This window comes from uncultured Sphingobacterium sp., from assembly GCF_964277905.1.
GTDB lineage: Bacteria > Bacteroidota > Bacteroidia > Sphingobacteriales > Sphingobacteriaceae > Sphingobacterium > Sphingobacterium siyangense.
This window is the reverse complement of record NZ_CAXYKD010000020.1, coordinates 11,673-28,188: the sequence shown is the minus strand read 5'-3', so window position 1 is coordinate 28,188 and position 16,516 is coordinate 11,673. Positions and strand designations below refer to the sequence as shown.

Sequence of the window (16,516 nt, the reverse complement as noted above, 5' to 3'; positions counted from 1 at the left end):
ATTTTATTTTTGGTGACAGCTTAGGTAGTCATGCTATTATTTAATTCGTATACCTAATATTTTTAGACTACGTTCTTCCTGATCTAAGGTTGCTATATTGGGTAAGTTAGCCCATTCCTTGAAACCCATTTTTTCAAATAATGCAATGCTTGGAAGATTGTGTGCAAAGATAAATCCCAATAAGGTATGTACGCCTAAATCTGGAGCTTTATCAATGCAGTACTGGAGAATCTGTTTACCCAGGCCTCGACCTCGCTGCTGTTCGTCCAAATAGATACTGATTTCTACTGTTGCATCATAAGCTGGACGACCATAGAAAGATTGAAAACTTACCCAACCAAGTATCTGGTTATTTTCATCTTCTATCAGCCACAGGGGTCTTTTCGAAGCGTTATGTTCGTCAAACCATTTTTGTCTACTGGCAACAGATACTGGGGCAGTGTCTGCAGTAACCATTCGGGAGGCTATTGTAGAGTTGTATATTTCTACTATGCGTGGTAAATCATGTTGTGCTGCGTCGCGAAATTTTAATTGATTCATGGTTTGTACTGTTTAATTGTTGTTGACTGTTTGGTTTGATTCTAATGCCCAAGCTAAAAAGCCATTCATTACCTCGTTCCAATGGGGCTTGTTGTAATCGGGCCGGCCATCGTTCTGAACTTCAAAATAATTATGGTCCTGATTATAATAGCGTTTTATAGTTAGGTTGCTTTTCTGATTTTTTATAAAATAAAGAGGTACTAAATCATTTAATTCAGATACAATGTCTTCTGTACCGAAGACGAGATAGATTGGTTTATTAAAGGCCAATAGTTCGTCAATAGCAGGTTGCGAAAATGACTGCCAGGAACGCAAATTGGGATTGTTTTTTAATTTTTCTGGATTGTTGGCATCTTTATAAAACGCATATGTTTGTTCAATTTTTTGAGCGGCTTGTTGCCAGGAAATTTTTCCTTTTTGAACATCGCGTTTTGCTTGTCGTATATCTTGGTCTATTCGTCCAAATATATTAGTTCCTGATAGGCCTAATTTACTTACTTTTTTATAGCGATAGGCTAGTTTGGAGGCTACGTGTCCTCCCTGAGAGTGACCGAATACAACTAATTGTGAATTATCGACCCAAGGTTTTCCGCTAAGATAATCTAATACTGCAACGGCTCGGTCTACATAATTATCTAGATAGTCTGCTTTTTGGTACGCTATACTCGGGATATTTTTATCTTTTGAGTCACCATAATACCAATAAGAGTCATTAAGCTGAGATTCGTCGACGATAACAGGAGTTTCTGGCATTGAGATAACGACGAGATGATATGACTTAATAATATCCTGGTAGTTAAAGTTGGTTAATCCTCCTCCAAAAAGATTTAATCCCTCTTTTTTGTAATTAAAGTATAGCGGCAAGGGTAACGAGCCTTGACAAAACAAAAATAGAGGTTTCTTAATTTGTGGATCAGGATCAATGACTAAAAAATCAATTTTACCATTCGGGTTTTCGAGTTCAAAAAGGGAAGATTCATTATTGACGACTCTGATATTCTGCCCGAAGATAGCCTGTGTTGCGGATAACAAGCAGATAAAAAGAATGAATTTCATGAAGATCGGCTTTATATTAAATCTGTTTTTGTCAAACTTAGATAAATTGCTTTTTATATGCAATACAATTACCCTTCATAAAGGTAACAATTCATACATGTGAAACATTTCTTGTTGTGCTTCTGGCTGGTTTATATCGATCACAGGGGTAAATTGCACGATTTCTGTGTTTTATGAGTAAAATTTACACTAATTTGAACAAATATTTCACTATATAGTGTTATTTTTTTCTCATCTTAGATCACTCAACGAAGAGACATCAGCGTTATTGATGATAGATCTTAGCGAAATAGCTTGTCTTTTCGTTTAGTTATACAGGAACTTTTCTAAGTAGGAATTTTTCACCGAGTTCCGGTCGCCATAAAATCACTAAAAAATTAGCTAAGAAGGATCTAGGGAAGAGATTGGCTAGCTATGCTGTTAGCTACTTTTTTGAATACAACGAATCAATTATGAACGCATTGCAAGCTGTACCTAAAATCCGAATCCGTTCAATGGATGTTATGCGTGGTTTCACGCTGTTCTTGATGTTATTTGTCAATGACTTGTTTATTCCAGGTGTACCTAAATGGCTGGTTCATTCGGAAGCGGAAGAGGACGGAATGGGATTGGCGGATTGGGTATTTCCGGGATTTCTTTTTATGGTTGGAATGGCAGTGCCTTATGCTGTTGCGGCCAGGGAAAAGATAGGTTCATCGACAACGGTCATTTTTGTTCATATTCTGTTCAGAACATTGAGTTTATTGCTTATTGGGGTATTGATATTGAATGGTTCGCGAGTTGATCCACAGCTGACGGGGATGTCACATTTGTTGTGGTTGGCACTGCTGTATGTATTCGTTTTTCTGATTTGGAATCATTATCCGAAGGACATGCAATATCAGTCCATTTATAAGGGGCTGCGTGCAGTTGGTATCATAGGGATCATTTATCTCCTGTATATTTTCAAAGCGTCGGATGGAAAAGGCTTGGAAGTAGGGTGGTGGGGGATTTTAGGGCTGATTGGATGGGGATATTTTGCCGCGGCTTCTATTTTCTTATTGAGCAGGGGAAAGATAATTGTGGTTGTATGTGGTTGGTTGCTGTTTTTGGTACTCAATATGCTGAGCCAAGTGGGATTTAAAGTTGAATTCCCTGGTGTCGGAAGATACTTACATGTTCTTCTAGCTGGCAATATACCCTGTATTGTGCTGTCCGGAACAACCATAGGGATGCTTATGAAACGTTATGCGGCAAATCCGCGGATATTGTTGCGTTTTTTGCTGGTTATTGGTTTGATTTGGCTAGTTGCAGGTTTTGTATTGCGTTTTTGGTTTATTTTATCCAAAATCCATGGTACGCCGAGCTGGGCATTGGTTTGTTGCGGGATTAGCGTATTGCTTTTGATACCACTTTATTATTTCATTGATGTGAAAGGCTACCATCGCGGGATAGGATTGTTTGAGGCGGCCGGAAAGAACTCATTAACGACCTATCTTGCTCCTGATCTGATTTACTTTGTCTGTTGGGGTTTTCATCTTCCACTATTCTTTTATAAGCAATCGGATTATATGAGCTTAGCTATTGCCGGTTCATTGCTTTGGGCTTTAGCCATGTTGTGGTATGCAATCTTGCTAAAGAAGCTACATATTTATCTGAAACTTTAGTTAGCGAGTAAGCATCAAATGAGAATGCTTTACGGATTATATTTTAGGACGATCAATATCATCTAGAAACAAAATAAAAAGCTATTATGGAATGTAAATTGAAATCAATATTTGGTCAGACCTTCACTGTTCTGTTATTGACTTTATTGTTGTATCCTAGTGTAAGTTGTGCACGAGCGAAAAACAAAAAAGTTGTTATCGCCTATGTCACTTCCTGGTCTAAAGTGATGCCTGATCCGACTTATCTGACGCATATCAATTATGCTTTTGCACATGTCAGCGACAGCTTTGACGGCCTACGTATAGATAATGAATCCAGATTGAAGGCTATTACGGATCTTAAGAAAACACATCCACATCTCAAGGTATTGCTGTCCGTTGGCGGCTGGGGAAGCGGTCGGTTTAGCGAAATGGCTGCTAATGAATCTAATCGACAAAAGTTTGCCAAAGACTGCTGGCGTGTGATGAGGGAATTTAATCTTGATGGTATTGATATCGACTGGGAATATCCAACGAATTCTTCTGCAGGGATCTCGTCTTCTTTAGCGGATACGGAGAATTTCACCTTGCTCATGCACGATATCCGCAAGGCTATTGGTAAGAAGAAACTGTTGACTTTGGCTTCTGTTGCGAACGGTAAGTATATTGCTTTTGACAAGATTAAGAATGATGTGGATTTTGTGAATATCATGACTTATGATTCGGGGCATCCGCCTTATCATCACGCGAGTTTGCACCGTTCGCCTTTATCTGGACATACAACGTGTGTGGAGGCCGTTAAGGCTCATATCGAGGGCGGTATGCCTGTTGAAAAATTGGTGCTGGGAATTCCATTCTATGGTCGGGGCAATAAAACTGAAGTCAAGGGTTTTATCGATTATAAAGATCTGCTTTCACTGCAGGGCTTTGAGCAGAAATGGGACGATGAAGCTAAAGCGCATTATCTTGTCAACGATAAAGGGGATTTTGTACTGACTTATGAAACGCCAGAATCGATTGCACTTAAATGCGATTATGTACACACGACAGGACTACTCGGTGCGATGTACTGGGAATACGCGGGAGATACAGCAGGAGGTGTCTTACGGGATGCCGTCTACAAAGGTATTCTAGAATAAACAAAAAAGCCTAACGTGAGTTAGGCTTTTTTGTTTGTGGAGCTGGAGAGATTCGAACTCTCGTCCAGTCATGGTACTGTATACGCTTTCTACATGTTTAGCTTCTCTTTAATTGTCGAGCGAGGGAAGGTGAGTCGCTTACCTATACCGTACGCCGTAGTTGCTGTTTCTCACAAGTGCATAGCAACATCACACTTGCCAGTTCTATTGTTCGATGCCCCGAATGTTAAACCAAAGAACAGGATCTAACGGGACAAATAGCTATGTTAAGTCTAACTTAAGCAGCTAAGGCGTAGTTTTCTTCGCCAGTTATAATTCTGAAAGTTCAGATTAAAGTGCTCTACTAACAACGCACTACATGCTTACATAACCGTCTCCATCCTGTCAATTCCGGTCAACCCCAATTATGTCTTACAAAGGTACTATTTTTTTGCTTAATCAGCAAGATACGTGCGATTCTTGTTTAATACTTTGGTTCTGAATGGGAAACAAATGATGCTTTAATAAAATAGCTTAAGAATCGAACCTTATTTGATTGGCTGAGTGTTCTGTTATTTTTACAGGGATTTTGATAGGCTGGAAGTTCTTGATGGATTTATGTTTCCAATAAAAAAGCTGGATATAAAATCCAGCTTTTTTACTATTTGATCAATCCAATTATTTGATCAATCCAATTATTTGATCAATCCAGCCCTTTTCAACAAAGGTTCTACCGAAGGTTCTTGTCCGCGGAAACGTTTGTAAAGGACCATTGGATGTTCGGTTCCACCTTTTGAAAGAATATTATCCTTGAATTTGGCTGCGATTTCCTGATTGAAAATACCGTTTTGCTTAAAGTAGTCAAATGCATCTGCATCCAGTACTTCGGCCCATTTATAGCTGTAATAGCCCGAAGAATAACCACCATTGAAAATATGGGAGAAGGCTGTGCTCATGGCATTTTCCTTGACATCAGGATAGAGTTTTGTCGAGGCAAACTGTTCATCTTCGAATGCTTTCAGATCCGAGATTGCCGTTGGGTCCTGTCCATGCCAGCCCATATCCAATAGACCAAAGCTCAATTGGCGCATTGTTGCCATACCCTCCAGAAATGAAGCGCTTTCGCGGATCTTTTCGACAAGTTCAATCGGGATCACTTCGCCAGTTTCATAGTGTTTGGCAAATAGCTCAAGAGCTTCTTTTTCGTAGCACCAGTTTTCCATCACCTGACTCGGCAGCTCGACAAAATCCCAATATACAGAGGTTCCAGATAGTGTAGGATAAGTGCTATCAGCTAACATACCATGTAGGGCATGTCCAAATTCGTGAAATAATGTGGTCACTTCCTGAAAGGTCAACAGTGAAGGTTTTGAAGCTGTAGGACGCGTAAAATTGCAAACAATGGAGACATGCGGACGTTCTTGTTTACCCTGTTGAATGTACTGTGGTTTGAAAGATGTCATCCAGGCTCCATTTCTCTTTCCTTTACGCGGGAAGAAATCGGCATAGAAGATAGCGACTAATTCGCCGTTGTCTTTACTGACCTCAAATGTTTGCACTTCTTCGTGGTAGGTATCTATTGTATCGACTTCCTTAAAGTTGATGCCAAACAAGCGATGGGCTACTTCAAATGCACCTTGTAAGACATTTTCAAGTTTGAAATAAGGTTTGAGCTTTTCATCGTCCAGATTAAAGCGTTCTTGTTTCAGCTTTTCGGCATAATAGGCGCCATCCCATTTTTCCAATTGGTCTATGCCATGCATGTTTTTTGCAAATTGGGATAATTCTGCAAATTCTTTCACTGCTGCTGGTTTCGCTTTTCCAAGTAAGTCGTTTAGGAATTCGGTGACTTTACTTGGGTTTTGCGCCATACGTTCGGCAAGGACAAAGTCTGCATGGGTGGCGTAGCCTAATAATTTGGCCCGTTCGAAGCGCAGTTTTACAATTTTAAGGACATTGTCCACGTTGTTGTGCTCGTTGTTCTGAAAAGCTTTACGGCCTGCGGCGAGGGTAATTTCTTTGCGAAGTTCCCGATTGTCGGCATAAGTGACAAAAGGAAGATAGCTCGGGAAATCCAGAGTAAAAAGCCAGCCTTCTTTTTCGTTGGCTTTAGCCAAAGCATGTGCAGCTTCTACAGCACCCTCTGGAAGTCCGGCAAGATCTTTTTCGTCTGTTACCAACAGCTGATAGGCATTGGTTTCGGCCAGGACATTCTCCCCGAATTTCAATTTTAAAAGTGATAGCTCGGCATCTATTTCGCGGAGCTTTTCTTTCTGTTCATCATTTAAAAGGGCACCGTTGCGTACAAAATCTTTATAGGATTTTTCCAATAAGGTGGTTTGCTCTGCCGTCAATGTCAGTTGATCCTTCTGATCGTATACAGCCTTAACCCTTTTGAAAAGATCGAAATTTAAGGTGATATCATTGCCCAAAGCAGATAGTTTTGGGGCGACATCCTGTGCGATCTTTTCGAGATCAGCATTGGTTTCAGCGGAATGGAGATTGAAAAAGATATTGGACAAACGATCTAGTGTCTGTCCAGAGTAGGACATAGCAGCGATGGTATTGTCAAAAGTTGCCGTTTCGGGATTGTTGACGATAGCATCGACTTCATCTTTTGTCTTCTGAATAGCTTCATCAAATGCGGGAATATAATCTTCGTTTTTTATCTGTGAAAACGGAGCCGTGTCGTGCAGCGTTTTAAATTTCTCTGTTAAAATACTCATAGGAGTAAATGTAATAAATATTTATTTCAAGCGATAACATCTGCTTAAATTATGGGGCTGAGATGATATTTGACCGAACAGGCGTTTAGGCTGCGCCGAAAATTTAGGGGGAAAATTAGAACTGCATAAAAAAAGAGCTCAGAGGAGCTCTTTTTTATATTTGGATAAGAGATTAGGCCAGTTTTCCTAATGCTTCTTTGATTCTTTTTAAAGCTTCGATCAAACTTTCGTCTGAGGCTGCATAAGACAAGCGGATGTAATTGTCGTTACCGAATGAATCTCCACCTACTGTAGCTACGTGACCAACATTCAATAAGTACAATGCCAAATCAGATGAGTTTTTAATGACATTACCATCTTGGTCTTTTTTACCAAAGAACGAAGAGATTTCTGGGAAGAAATAGAATGCACCCTCTGGAAGATTTGTTCTTACGCCAGGGATTTCAGTCAATAGATCGTATACCAATTGGCGACGACGAGCGAAAGCTTCTTTCATTTTGTTGACAGATTCTAATCCTTGCTCATAAGCGACGATACCCGCACGTTGAGAAATTGAACATGTACCTGAGGTTGTCTGTCCTTGTAATTTATCATTTGCGGCAGCAATGGTTTTGTTGGCGGCGATATAACCTAAACGCCATCCCGTCATTGCAAATGCTTTTGAAAAGCCATTGATGATAATTACTCTATCTTTGATGCTTTCAAATTGTGCGATGGATTCGTGTTTGTCTACAAAGTTGATATGTTCGTAGATTTCATCGGATAGGATAAATACCTGTGGATGTTTTTCGAAAACTTCGGCTAATGCAGCCAATTCATCTTTGCTGTAAACTGTTCCTGTAGGGTTGTTTGGCGAAGAGAACATAAACAATTTGGTTTTTGGTGTAATTGCCGCTTCCAATTGTGCTGGTGTAATCTTAAAGTTATTGTCGATCTCTGTATTGATAAATACCGATTTTCCTTCTGCTAAAACGACCATTTCGGAGTATGATACCCAATATGGTGTTGGGATAATTACCTCATCACCTGGGTTGATCAAAGTCAAAATTACATTAGACAGGGATTGTTTCGCACCTGTAGAAACAACAATTTGAGAGATATCATAATCTAAATTGTTTTCTGTCTTCAACTTGTTTACAATTGCCTGGCGCAATTCAGGGTATCCCGGTACCGGCGAATAACGCGTCCAGTTTTCATCTAGGGCTTTCTTCGCTGCATCTTTTACATGCTCAGGGGTGTTGAAATCAGGTTCACCTACGCTAAGGCTAATTACATTAACGCCTTTTGCGGCTAATTCGCGGCCCAACTTGGTCATTTTAAGTGTAGCCGATTCGGACAAATTATTTATCCTGTCTGATAAGTATGATGATGTGCTCATGGTAAGACAAAGATATTATATACGTTGCAAATAATCTTCTTTATTTTTGAGAATTTACAAAGAAAAGTAGCTCTTTTATTGGGCTTTTTTAATAAAAGGGCAGTTGAAGCGATTTAGCACAGTTATTTAATTGATCCCTGATGTTGGATGTTCAAAACTAATCGTTCTGATTTGTCGTTATATCTTTACCTTTGCGCTCACAAAAATGCTGGCTAGTCCTCATTTCATCATTAGCTCATAGAAGGTTTCATATAGAAGATAAGCATCATGTCAAGACAAAGAAGATTGGTTTTATTATCGCTTTTTACGGGAATAGGTTTGATGATTGTGAAGTTTTTTGCCTACTTTTTAACGGACTCCAGTGCAATCTTTACAGATGCGGCAGAGAGTATCGTTAATGTGATTGCTTCGGGTTTTGCATTTTATAGTATTTATCTTTCGGCGCAGCCTAAGGATGAGAATCATCCTTACGGGCATGGTAAAGTGGAATTCTTTTCGGTGTTTTTAGAAGGTGGACTTATTTTTATCGCTGGCGCCATTATCTTAGCCAAGGCTTGTTACAATCTTTTCTTTCCTGCATCGTTAACACACCTTGAACAAGGGATTTATCTAATTGGTATTACATCTGTGATAAATTTTGCAGTAGGATTCTATATCATGAAGCGTGGACGTGCATTGGGGGCTATTACCTTGGTGGCGGACGGAAAACATCTGCAGGTAGATGCCTATAGTACGGTCGGATTGATACTGGGGTTATTATTGATGAGACTGACAGGTTTCCAATGGATCGATGTGGTCATTTCAATTGTACTGGGGCTTTTTATCCTCTTCAATGGTTATAAGCTACTTCGCCAATCTATCGGTGGATTGATGGATGAATCGGATACAGCGCTCGTACAGGATGTCGTCGAAATCTTGGAGCGCAATCGGAAAGATGAATGGATTGATGTTCATAATCTTCGTGTACAGCGCTATGGGAACGAACTCCATGTGGATTGTCATCTCACACTACCCCGTTACCTTGACCTGATCCAGGTGCATGATGAAATTTCTGCTGTAGATAAGATTGTCAATAAGGAAATGTCGGTACGGACCGAATTTTTTGTTCATGCGGATCCTTGTCTTCCACAGTGCTGCCAATATTGTCAGGTCGATAATTGCCCAATTCGTTCGGAGCAATTTCGGGGACGAATTTCTTGGGACACAGACAATGTTACACGAAATCAGAAACATTTTTTATATGCTATTGCTGAATAGCGAATGCAGTTTCTTTCGTTCTTAATAGGAATAGTGTCTGGTCTGATTTCTTCGCGTATAGTAAACTAAAAAAAAGCTAGTTTATATAAATATATATAAAAAAAGGTATCTTTGCCTTTTAGCAAAAGAGTTTAAAAATCCTATATGAAGCACATTCGTAATTTCTGTATTATTGCGCATATTGACCATGGCAAAAGTACTTTGGCAGACCGCCTTTTAGAGTATACCAATACCATCAGTCAGCGTGAGGCACAGGCACAATTACTTGATAATATGGATTTGGAACGTGAACGTGGTATTACGATCAAGAGTCACGCCATCCAAATGAATTATAAAAGAGATGGTCAGGAATATATCTTGAACCTGATTGATACCCCGGGACACGTGGATTTTTCTTATGAGGTGTCGCGTTCAATTGCTGCCTGCGAGGGCGCTTTATTGATCGTTGATGCATCTCAAGGTATTCAGGCGCAAACGATTTCAAATCTATATCTAGCGTTGGAACATGATTTGGAAATCATCCCAATTCTTAACAAAATGGACCTTCCTGGTGCTATGCCGGAAGAAGTCAAAGATCAGATTGTGGATTTGATCGGTGGTGACCGTGATGCGATTATTCCTGCATCTGGTAAAACAGGTCTTGGTGTTCCAGATATTTTGGAAGCTATTGTGGACCGTATTCCACATCCAGTGGGTGATCCTGATGGACCTTTGCAAGCCTTGATTTTTGACTCTGTTTTCAACTCATTCCGTGGTATCATGGCTTATTTTAAAGTTGAAAATGGTGAAATCCGCAAGGGCGACCGCGTGAAATTTGTTGCTACTGGGAAAGAATATTTTGCCGATGAAATTGGTACACTGAAGTTGAATCAAGTTCCCAAAGAAGTCATTAAGACCGGTGATGTAGGTTATATTATCTCTGGTATCAAGGAGGCACGTGAAGTGAAAGTAGGGGATACCATTACGCATAAAGATCGTCCTTGTTCTGAGGCTATCCAAGGGTTTGAAGAGGTGAAACCGATGGTCTTTGCGGGTATTTATCCTGTAGATACGGAGGATTACGAGGAGTTGCGTGAATCGATGCACCGTTTGCAGCTAAACGATGCTTCTTTGGTGTTTGAACCAGAGTCGTCGGCAGCCTTGGGTTTCGGTTTCCGTTGTGGTTTCTTGGGTATGCTTCACATGGAGATTATTCAAGAACGCCTAGAGCGCGAGTTTGATATGACGGTGATCACGACAGTTCCCAACGTATCCTATAAGGCCTATATGACCAAAGATAAAGAGGAGGTGATCGTACATAATCCTTCAGATCTACCGGATCCAAGTAAATTGGATTCAATCGAAGAGCCATATATCAAAGCTAATATTATTACGAAATCGGATTTCGTTGGACCAATTATGTCACTTTGTATCCAGAAACGTGGTACGATCATGAACCAGCATTATTTGACATCAGATCGTGTTGAATTGGTTTTTGAAATGCCAATGGGAGAAATTGTATTTGACTTTTATGATAAGTTGAAAACAATCTCTAAAGGTTACGCTTCATTTGATTACCACCAGATTGGTTATCGCAAGTCAGATTTGGTAAAATTGGATATTCGATTGAACGATGAACCAGTAGATGCCTTATCATCGTTGATACATCGGAGCAACGCATATGATTTTGGTAAAAAGATCTGTGAAAAACTAAAAGAACTGTTACCACGTCAACAATTTGAAATTCGTATCCAGGCGTCAATCGGTGCAAAGATTATTGCCCGAGAGACGATCTCAGCTTTACGTAAAGATGTTACGGCAAAATGTTATGGTGGTGATATCTCCCGGAAGCGTAAGCTTTTGGAAAAACAAAAGAAAGGTAAGAAACGCATGCGTCAGGTTGGGAACGTAGAGATTCCGCAATCTGCATTTATGGCGGTATTGAAATTAGATTAATCAAAATAACACAATAATAAAGGAGCTCTTGGGCTCCTTTTAAATACAATAAAATCTCCTAAACATGAATCTATTAGATGGTAAACTAGTTTCCGAAAAAATTAAAGAGCAAATTGCGTTAGATGCGGCTGAATTTACTACACAGACTGGCCGTAAGCCTCATCTGGTTGCTATCCTTGTGGGGAATGATGGTGGTAGCGAAACCTATGTAGCTAGCAAAATGCGCAACTGTCAACTGGTCGGCTTTGAATCAACAAACATTCGTTATGATGAAAACATAACAGAGGATGAATTGATCGCTAAGGTCAAAGAAATCAATCAGGATGAGTCTATCGATGGTTTGATTGTGCAGTTGCCTTTACCAAAACATATTGATCCGGATAAAGTTACCGAAGCAATTGATTACCGCAAAGATGTGGATGGTTTCCATCCGATCAACCTCGGACGTATGCAACGTAATCTTCCTTGTTTTATTCCAGCTACGCCATATGGTATTATGTTGATGTTGGATTATTATAAGATCGATACAGCAGGCAAGCACGCCGTAGTGGTTGGAAGAAGCAATATCGTAGGATCGCCAATGAGTATCTTACTGGCTCGTAATTCCAATCCAGGTAATTGTACTGTGACATTAACACATAGTCGTACAAAAGACCTTAAAACAGAGGTTTTGCGTGGTGATATCGTTGTTGCGGCAATCGGGAAGAAAAATTTTGTTACAGCAGACATGGTTAAAGATGGTGCAGTAGTAATTGATGTCGGTATTAATAGAGAAACTTCTACAGCAACGAAATCTGGTTTTAAGCTATATGGGGATGTTGATTTTGAAAATGTTGCTCCTAAAGCATCCTGGATTACACCTGTACCGGGGGGAGTTGGTTTAATGACGATCGTCGGTTTGTTGAAAAATACACTGGAAGCTGCGAAAGGAACGATCTATCCGAAGCAATAATTTTGTCTATTTGGCATAGAAGTTGTAAATTGATGTATGCGAGCTCTGATGGGCCGTTGAAAACTACACTCATAAATCAATTTATAATGAAGAAAATTGCACTTTTAGCAGTCGTAGCAGGAGCATTGGTAATGTCTTCTTGCAACAATTCGGAGAAAAAAGACACTACAGCGACAGATTCGGCAAAAACAGTCGGTGAGCATGTAGATGCTGCAATCGCAGATTTAAAAAATGCGGAAGAAAATGCTCGTTTGAAAGCAGAACAAGCGAAAAAGGATTTGGATGAAGCTATCGCAAAAGGTGACAAGGCCGCTGAAGAAAAAGCTCGCGTTGCCTCTGAAGAAGCCAATACTGCCTGGGAAAAAACAAAAGATGCATTGCGTAATGCCGGAGAGGATGTAAAAGAGGGATTGAAAGACGCAAAAGATGCGACAGTGGATGCGACAAACACGGCTGTTGATAAAACAAAAGATGCTGCAAAAAATGTCGCTGAAGGTACGAAGAAAGTTGCAAATGATGTTGCTACTGGAACCAAGGAGGCTGCTAAAGATGTAAAAGATGCTTCCAAAAAAGTAGGTGACGATATTAGTCGGAAAGCTAAAAATGTAGGTGAAGCGTTGAAAAATTAGTTGACGTCTTTCATTTGAACTATAGGGAAGGGGAGCACTTTTTTGAGTGCCCCCCTTTTTATATCACATCTTTATAACATTGACTTAAATAGGCTTATTGGTAGTAATCCCATAATAATTTGGAAAGCTTACGGGTAAGAACCTCTGCTTCATTTGTTTTTCCCCAGCTTTTATCTGTATTGTTCTTGGTGAAAATACTGAAAACGTAATCTCCTTTCGGCGCATTGACCAAAATGACCTCATTGCGTACGTCATCTAAAGAGCCTGTTTTTGAAGCTGTTTTAACAGTGGATGGGATTTGCGATAGCCCTCTTTCATCATAGAACATGTTGCCCATAAAACGATACATCTGATCGGAAGATTTTGGGGATACAACTTTGCCTTGTCGGATTAGTGTGACCAAGTCGGCCATTTCTTTTGGTGTAGTCTGTCCCCAACCATATCTTTCCCAATCTGACTTCCGTCCCTCTGTCTGTGAGTTGACACGCGTCTGGGTTAGTTGAAGCTCGCTCATTAATTTATTGATCGCGACACCTCCTCCCGCAAGTTTTTGATTCCAAATGCTGGTTACATTATCACTATAAGATAGCATAAGCGCAACCAAGGTTTTCAGATCAACTTGTGTACTGTCCTTAAAAAATTGCATCAGCCCTGAGCCGCCATATCGTTGACTAGCACGGTAGAGCAGTTGCTGATCAAGTTGTAGTTCACCTTTTTCAATTTTATCAAAGATGCCGACTAAAATGGGGATTTTGACAATGCTTGCCGTCGGGAAAATGCTGTCGCCCTGGATGTTGACTTCTTTGTTTTTTTTGAGATGGTGTACATAAATACCAACATCGCCTTGAAAACCCTGAATCAGCTGTTTAATCTGTGATTCGAGTTTTTTATCGGTAGCGGCTTTTTGACCAAAGGACAGTAATGATAAGAATAGTAACGCAAATGATAGGAATATTTTGTGCATTGTGAAGATATAATATATGTTAAATGTGGTGGATAATAGTTATTTTTATTGTTTATAGGGCTTAAGTTATGAAATATCCATGATTCGTACGCACAGACATCGATGAAAAATAAACTGGATATTCTAGCACGGACATTGAAAGACTGATTTTTGACTATGAAATTATTTATGATTTTGATCGGCTGTAAACCGAAAAATAGGCGGACAGAACAGCATGACATTTTCTTTGGTATTGGTAATGAACTGAAGGATTTTGTCGATCCCATTAAAGATTTTTGGCCCGAGGCTGACGGTAAAATTCACATTGATGCGTACCGTATTGTCCATAAGATTGGGGAATATGAGATCAAGGTTACTGAAAGGGGGAATGAACAGGCTATTGATTCAGAATTGAAGTTGTTTTTTGTCAATTTAGGTGGCTACAAACCGAATGAATTTGACGAGTTCCATTACAAAGAACTTATTGTAGCATCTAGTTTGGCAAAGGCGACTGAAAAGGCAAAACGCACTGTTTTTTGGAAGCATCACAGTTCGGCACATATCGATGATAAGTATGGTTTGGATGTTGATGATATTTATGAGATAGAAGATTTGCTATTACCTCATGATAAAGAGCTGTATAGTATTCAAATTACGCCAAAGATCGGTCTAGAAGAAGATACCATTGCGAATGGATATTTTAAACTGAGTGCGCTGTAATAAGAATGTGCTATTGAATTTCTTAAACATAAAAAAGGCTTCTTTAATAAGAAGCCTTTTTTATGTTTAACCAATATTTTGTTGGTTCTGATGTTGTTTTCTAATGACACTATGTTTTTTACCGTATACAAAGTAAATCAATAAGCCTAAAGCGAGCCAGACCGCTAAACGCTCCCAGCTTTCAATTGGCAATGACGCCATCATTAAAATACAGACCAAGATACCCATGATCGGAACGAAAGGAACCAATGGTGTTTTAAATGGGCGCTCCAAATTAGGGTCTGTTTTACGTAGTACTAGAATACCTACACATACGAGGGTGAAGGCAAATAGGGTACCAATACTTACCATATGCCCAAGGTCAGAAACTGGAACGAAACCTGCGAATATACTTACGAATACCATGAAAATAGCGTTTGTTTTCCAAGGAGTCTGTCTTTTGGATAAGTCTGAAAATATCTTTGGAAGCAAACCATCTTTACTCATCGAATAAAATACGCGGCTCTGACCAAGTAACATCACGAGAATAACTGAAGTGTATCCTGCAATAATCGTAATAATCAACGCTGTATTTAAGAAATGATAGCCTGTTCGAGCAAAGGCTGTCGCAACTGGTTTAGCATCACCTTTGAACATCGTATAGTTTTCGATACCTGTCATTACGTAAGAGAATAAAACATACAAAAGTGTACAGATTATTAACGAGCCGATGATACCGATTGGCATACCTTTTTTTGGATCTTTCGCTTCCTGGGCAGCTGTACTCACCGCGTCAAAGCCGATGAATGCAAAAAAGACAACCCCAGCAGCGCGCAATACACCACTGATACCAAAGTGACCGAAGTCATCACTCTTTAAAAATGACCAGAAGCTTTGTTGTCCACTTTTTACAAGCTCTTCACCTGCATTTACAGGGATAAATGGATCGTGGTTTGCAGGATTGATAAAGCTCCATCCCAAGGCGATAAAAATCAATACAACACCGACTTTTAGGATAACCAATATATTGTTTACACGGGATGATTCCTGTGTACCACGCATTAGCAATAGCGACAGTAAACAAACAATAATGATAGCAGGTAAGTTGACCACTCCACCTTCCCAAGGGCCTTTGAGTAGGGTATCGGGGAGCTGGATATGGAATATCATCAGGAGCTGGTTGAAATATTGGGACCAGCTGACGGCTACTGTAGCTCCTGCCAGTGCGTATTCTAGGACGAGATCCCAGCCGATAATCCAGGCGACAAATTCACCCATTGTGGCGTAGGAATATGTGTAAGCACTTCCGGCAACAGGAATCATAGAGGCAAATTCGGCATAGCAAAGACCTGCGAACCCACAGCCTACTGCTGCGATAATGAAAGATAGGATAACAGCTGGCCCTGCATTTTCAGCAGCGGCAATCCCTGTTAGGGAGAAAAGTCCTGCCCCAATGATGGCCCCGACACCGAGGGCGATAAGGCCCGAGCTGGACAGTGTCCTCTTTAGCGTGTGTTCTCCATTTTCATTTGCTTCAGCAATGAGTTGAGGAATCGATTTTTTAAATAGCATAGGATTAATTCTTTACGATTATTTAGCTTTTCAATTGTTTAATTAATGTCAAATATAAATGATCTCAATGAAAAAAGGGAAGATTG

General features: G+C 40.0%; 13 protein-coding genes and 1 other RNA gene. 7 read left to right on the top strand and 7 right to left on the bottom strand.

Features of this window, described 5'->3' with window-relative positions; all coding sequences use genetic code 11:
* Positions 1–36 precede the first annotated feature (36 nt).
* Positions 37–540 carry a GNAT family N-acetyltransferase gene (locus ACHWSC_RS08760; protein WP_075994058.1) on the bottom strand — a complete coding sequence of 168 codons (504 nt, stop codon included), beginning with the start codon at positions 538–540 and terminating at the stop codon, positions 37–39.
* 12 nt (positions 541–552) lie between these two features.
* Positions 553–1,596, bottom strand: a complete 1,044-nt coding sequence (locus ACHWSC_RS08755; protein ID WP_394676487.1) for an alpha/beta hydrolase family protein — start codon at positions 1,594–1,596, stop codon at positions 553–555.
* Positions 1,597–2,048: 452 nt separating this feature from the next.
* Between ACHWSC_RS08755 and ACHWSC_RS08750 the strand changes: the two genes are divergently transcribed.
* A complete protein-coding gene (locus ACHWSC_RS08750; protein ID WP_394676486.1) occupies positions 2,049–3,242 on the top strand; it encodes a DUF5009 domain-containing protein in 1,194 nt (397 codons plus the stop codon).
* Positions 3,243–3,328: 86 nt separating this feature from the next.
* Positions 3,329–4,360 (top strand): glycoside hydrolase family 18 protein, encoded by a 1,032-nt coding sequence (locus ACHWSC_RS08745; protein ID WP_120333311.1) that lies wholly within the window; start codon positions 3,329–3,331, stop codon positions 4,358–4,360.
* 34 nt (positions 4,361–4,394) lie between these two features.
* On the opposite strand, the gene ssrA is transcribed toward ACHWSC_RS08745, so the two are convergent.
* From ssrA to ACHWSC_RS08730, 3 genes are all read right to left on the bottom strand, one after another.
* Positions 4,395–4,762: a transfer-messenger RNA gene (gene ssrA / locus ACHWSC_RS08740) on the bottom strand.
* Positions 4,763–5,034: 272 nt separating this feature from the next.
* Positions 5,035–7,065 (bottom strand): M3 family metallopeptidase, encoded by a 2,031-nt coding sequence (locus ACHWSC_RS08735; RefSeq protein ID WP_394676485.1) that lies wholly within the window; start codon positions 7,063–7,065, stop codon positions 5,035–5,037.
* A 172-nt stretch (positions 7,066–7,237) separates the two neighbouring features.
* Positions 7,238–8,443, bottom strand: coding sequence for a pyridoxal phosphate-dependent aminotransferase (locus ACHWSC_RS08730; protein WP_232475608.1), 1,206 nt, complete (start codon positions 8,441–8,443; stop codon positions 7,238–7,240).
* Positions 8,444–8,710: 267 nt separating this feature from the next.
* On the opposite strand from ACHWSC_RS08730, the gene ACHWSC_RS08725 reads away from it, so the two are divergent.
* The 4 genes from ACHWSC_RS08725 to ACHWSC_RS08710 all read left to right on the top strand — a co-directional run bounded on the left by ACHWSC_RS08725 (position 8,711) and on the right by ACHWSC_RS08710 (position 13,216).
* Positions 8,711–9,700 (top strand): cation diffusion facilitator family transporter, encoded by a 990-nt coding sequence (locus tag ACHWSC_RS08725; protein ID WP_394676484.1) that lies wholly within the window; start codon positions 8,711–8,713, stop codon positions 9,698–9,700.
* A gap of 144 nt (positions 9,701–9,844) precedes the next feature.
* Complete coding sequence (gene lepA / locus ACHWSC_RS08720) at positions 9,845–11,635, top strand: translation elongation factor 4 (RefSeq protein ID WP_046672392.1); 1,791 nt, start codon at positions 9,845–9,847, stop codon at positions 11,633–11,635.
* Between the two features lie 64 nt (positions 11,636–11,699).
* Positions 11,700–12,587, top strand: coding sequence for a bifunctional 5,10-methylenetetrahydrofolate dehydrogenase/5,10-methenyltetrahydrofolate cyclohydrolase (locus ACHWSC_RS08715; protein ID WP_088162834.1), 888 nt, complete (start codon positions 11,700–11,702; stop codon positions 12,585–12,587).
* Between the two features lie 86 nt (positions 12,588–12,673).
* Positions 12,674–13,216 (top strand): hypothetical protein, encoded by a 543-nt coding sequence (locus ACHWSC_RS08710; protein WP_088162833.1) that lies wholly within the window; start codon positions 12,674–12,676, stop codon positions 13,214–13,216.
* A gap of 94 nt (positions 13,217–13,310) precedes the next feature.
* Here the strand turns inward: ACHWSC_RS08710 and ACHWSC_RS08705 are convergent, their stop codons facing one another.
* Entirely contained in the window at positions 13,311–14,180 is an 870-nt protein-coding gene (locus ACHWSC_RS08705; RefSeq protein ID WP_394676483.1) for a serine hydrolase, read from the bottom strand.
* A 156-nt stretch (positions 14,181–14,336) separates the two neighbouring features.
* Here ACHWSC_RS08705 and ACHWSC_RS08700 point away from each other — a divergent pair, with 156 nt between their 5' ends.
* Positions 14,337–14,879 carry a DUF1543 domain-containing protein gene (locus tag ACHWSC_RS08700; protein ID WP_201638664.1) on the top strand — a complete coding sequence of 181 codons (543 nt, stop codon included), beginning with the start codon at positions 14,337–14,339 and terminating at the stop codon, positions 14,877–14,879.
* Positions 14,880–14,945: 66 nt separating this feature from the next.
* Here the strand turns inward: ACHWSC_RS08700 and ACHWSC_RS08695 are convergent, their stop codons facing one another.
* On the bottom strand, positions 14,946–16,430 hold the full coding sequence (locus tag ACHWSC_RS08695) for an amino acid permease (protein ID WP_201669563.1): 1,485 nt from the start codon (positions 16,428–16,430) through the stop codon (positions 14,946–14,948).
* Positions 16,431–16,516 lie beyond the last annotated feature (86 nt).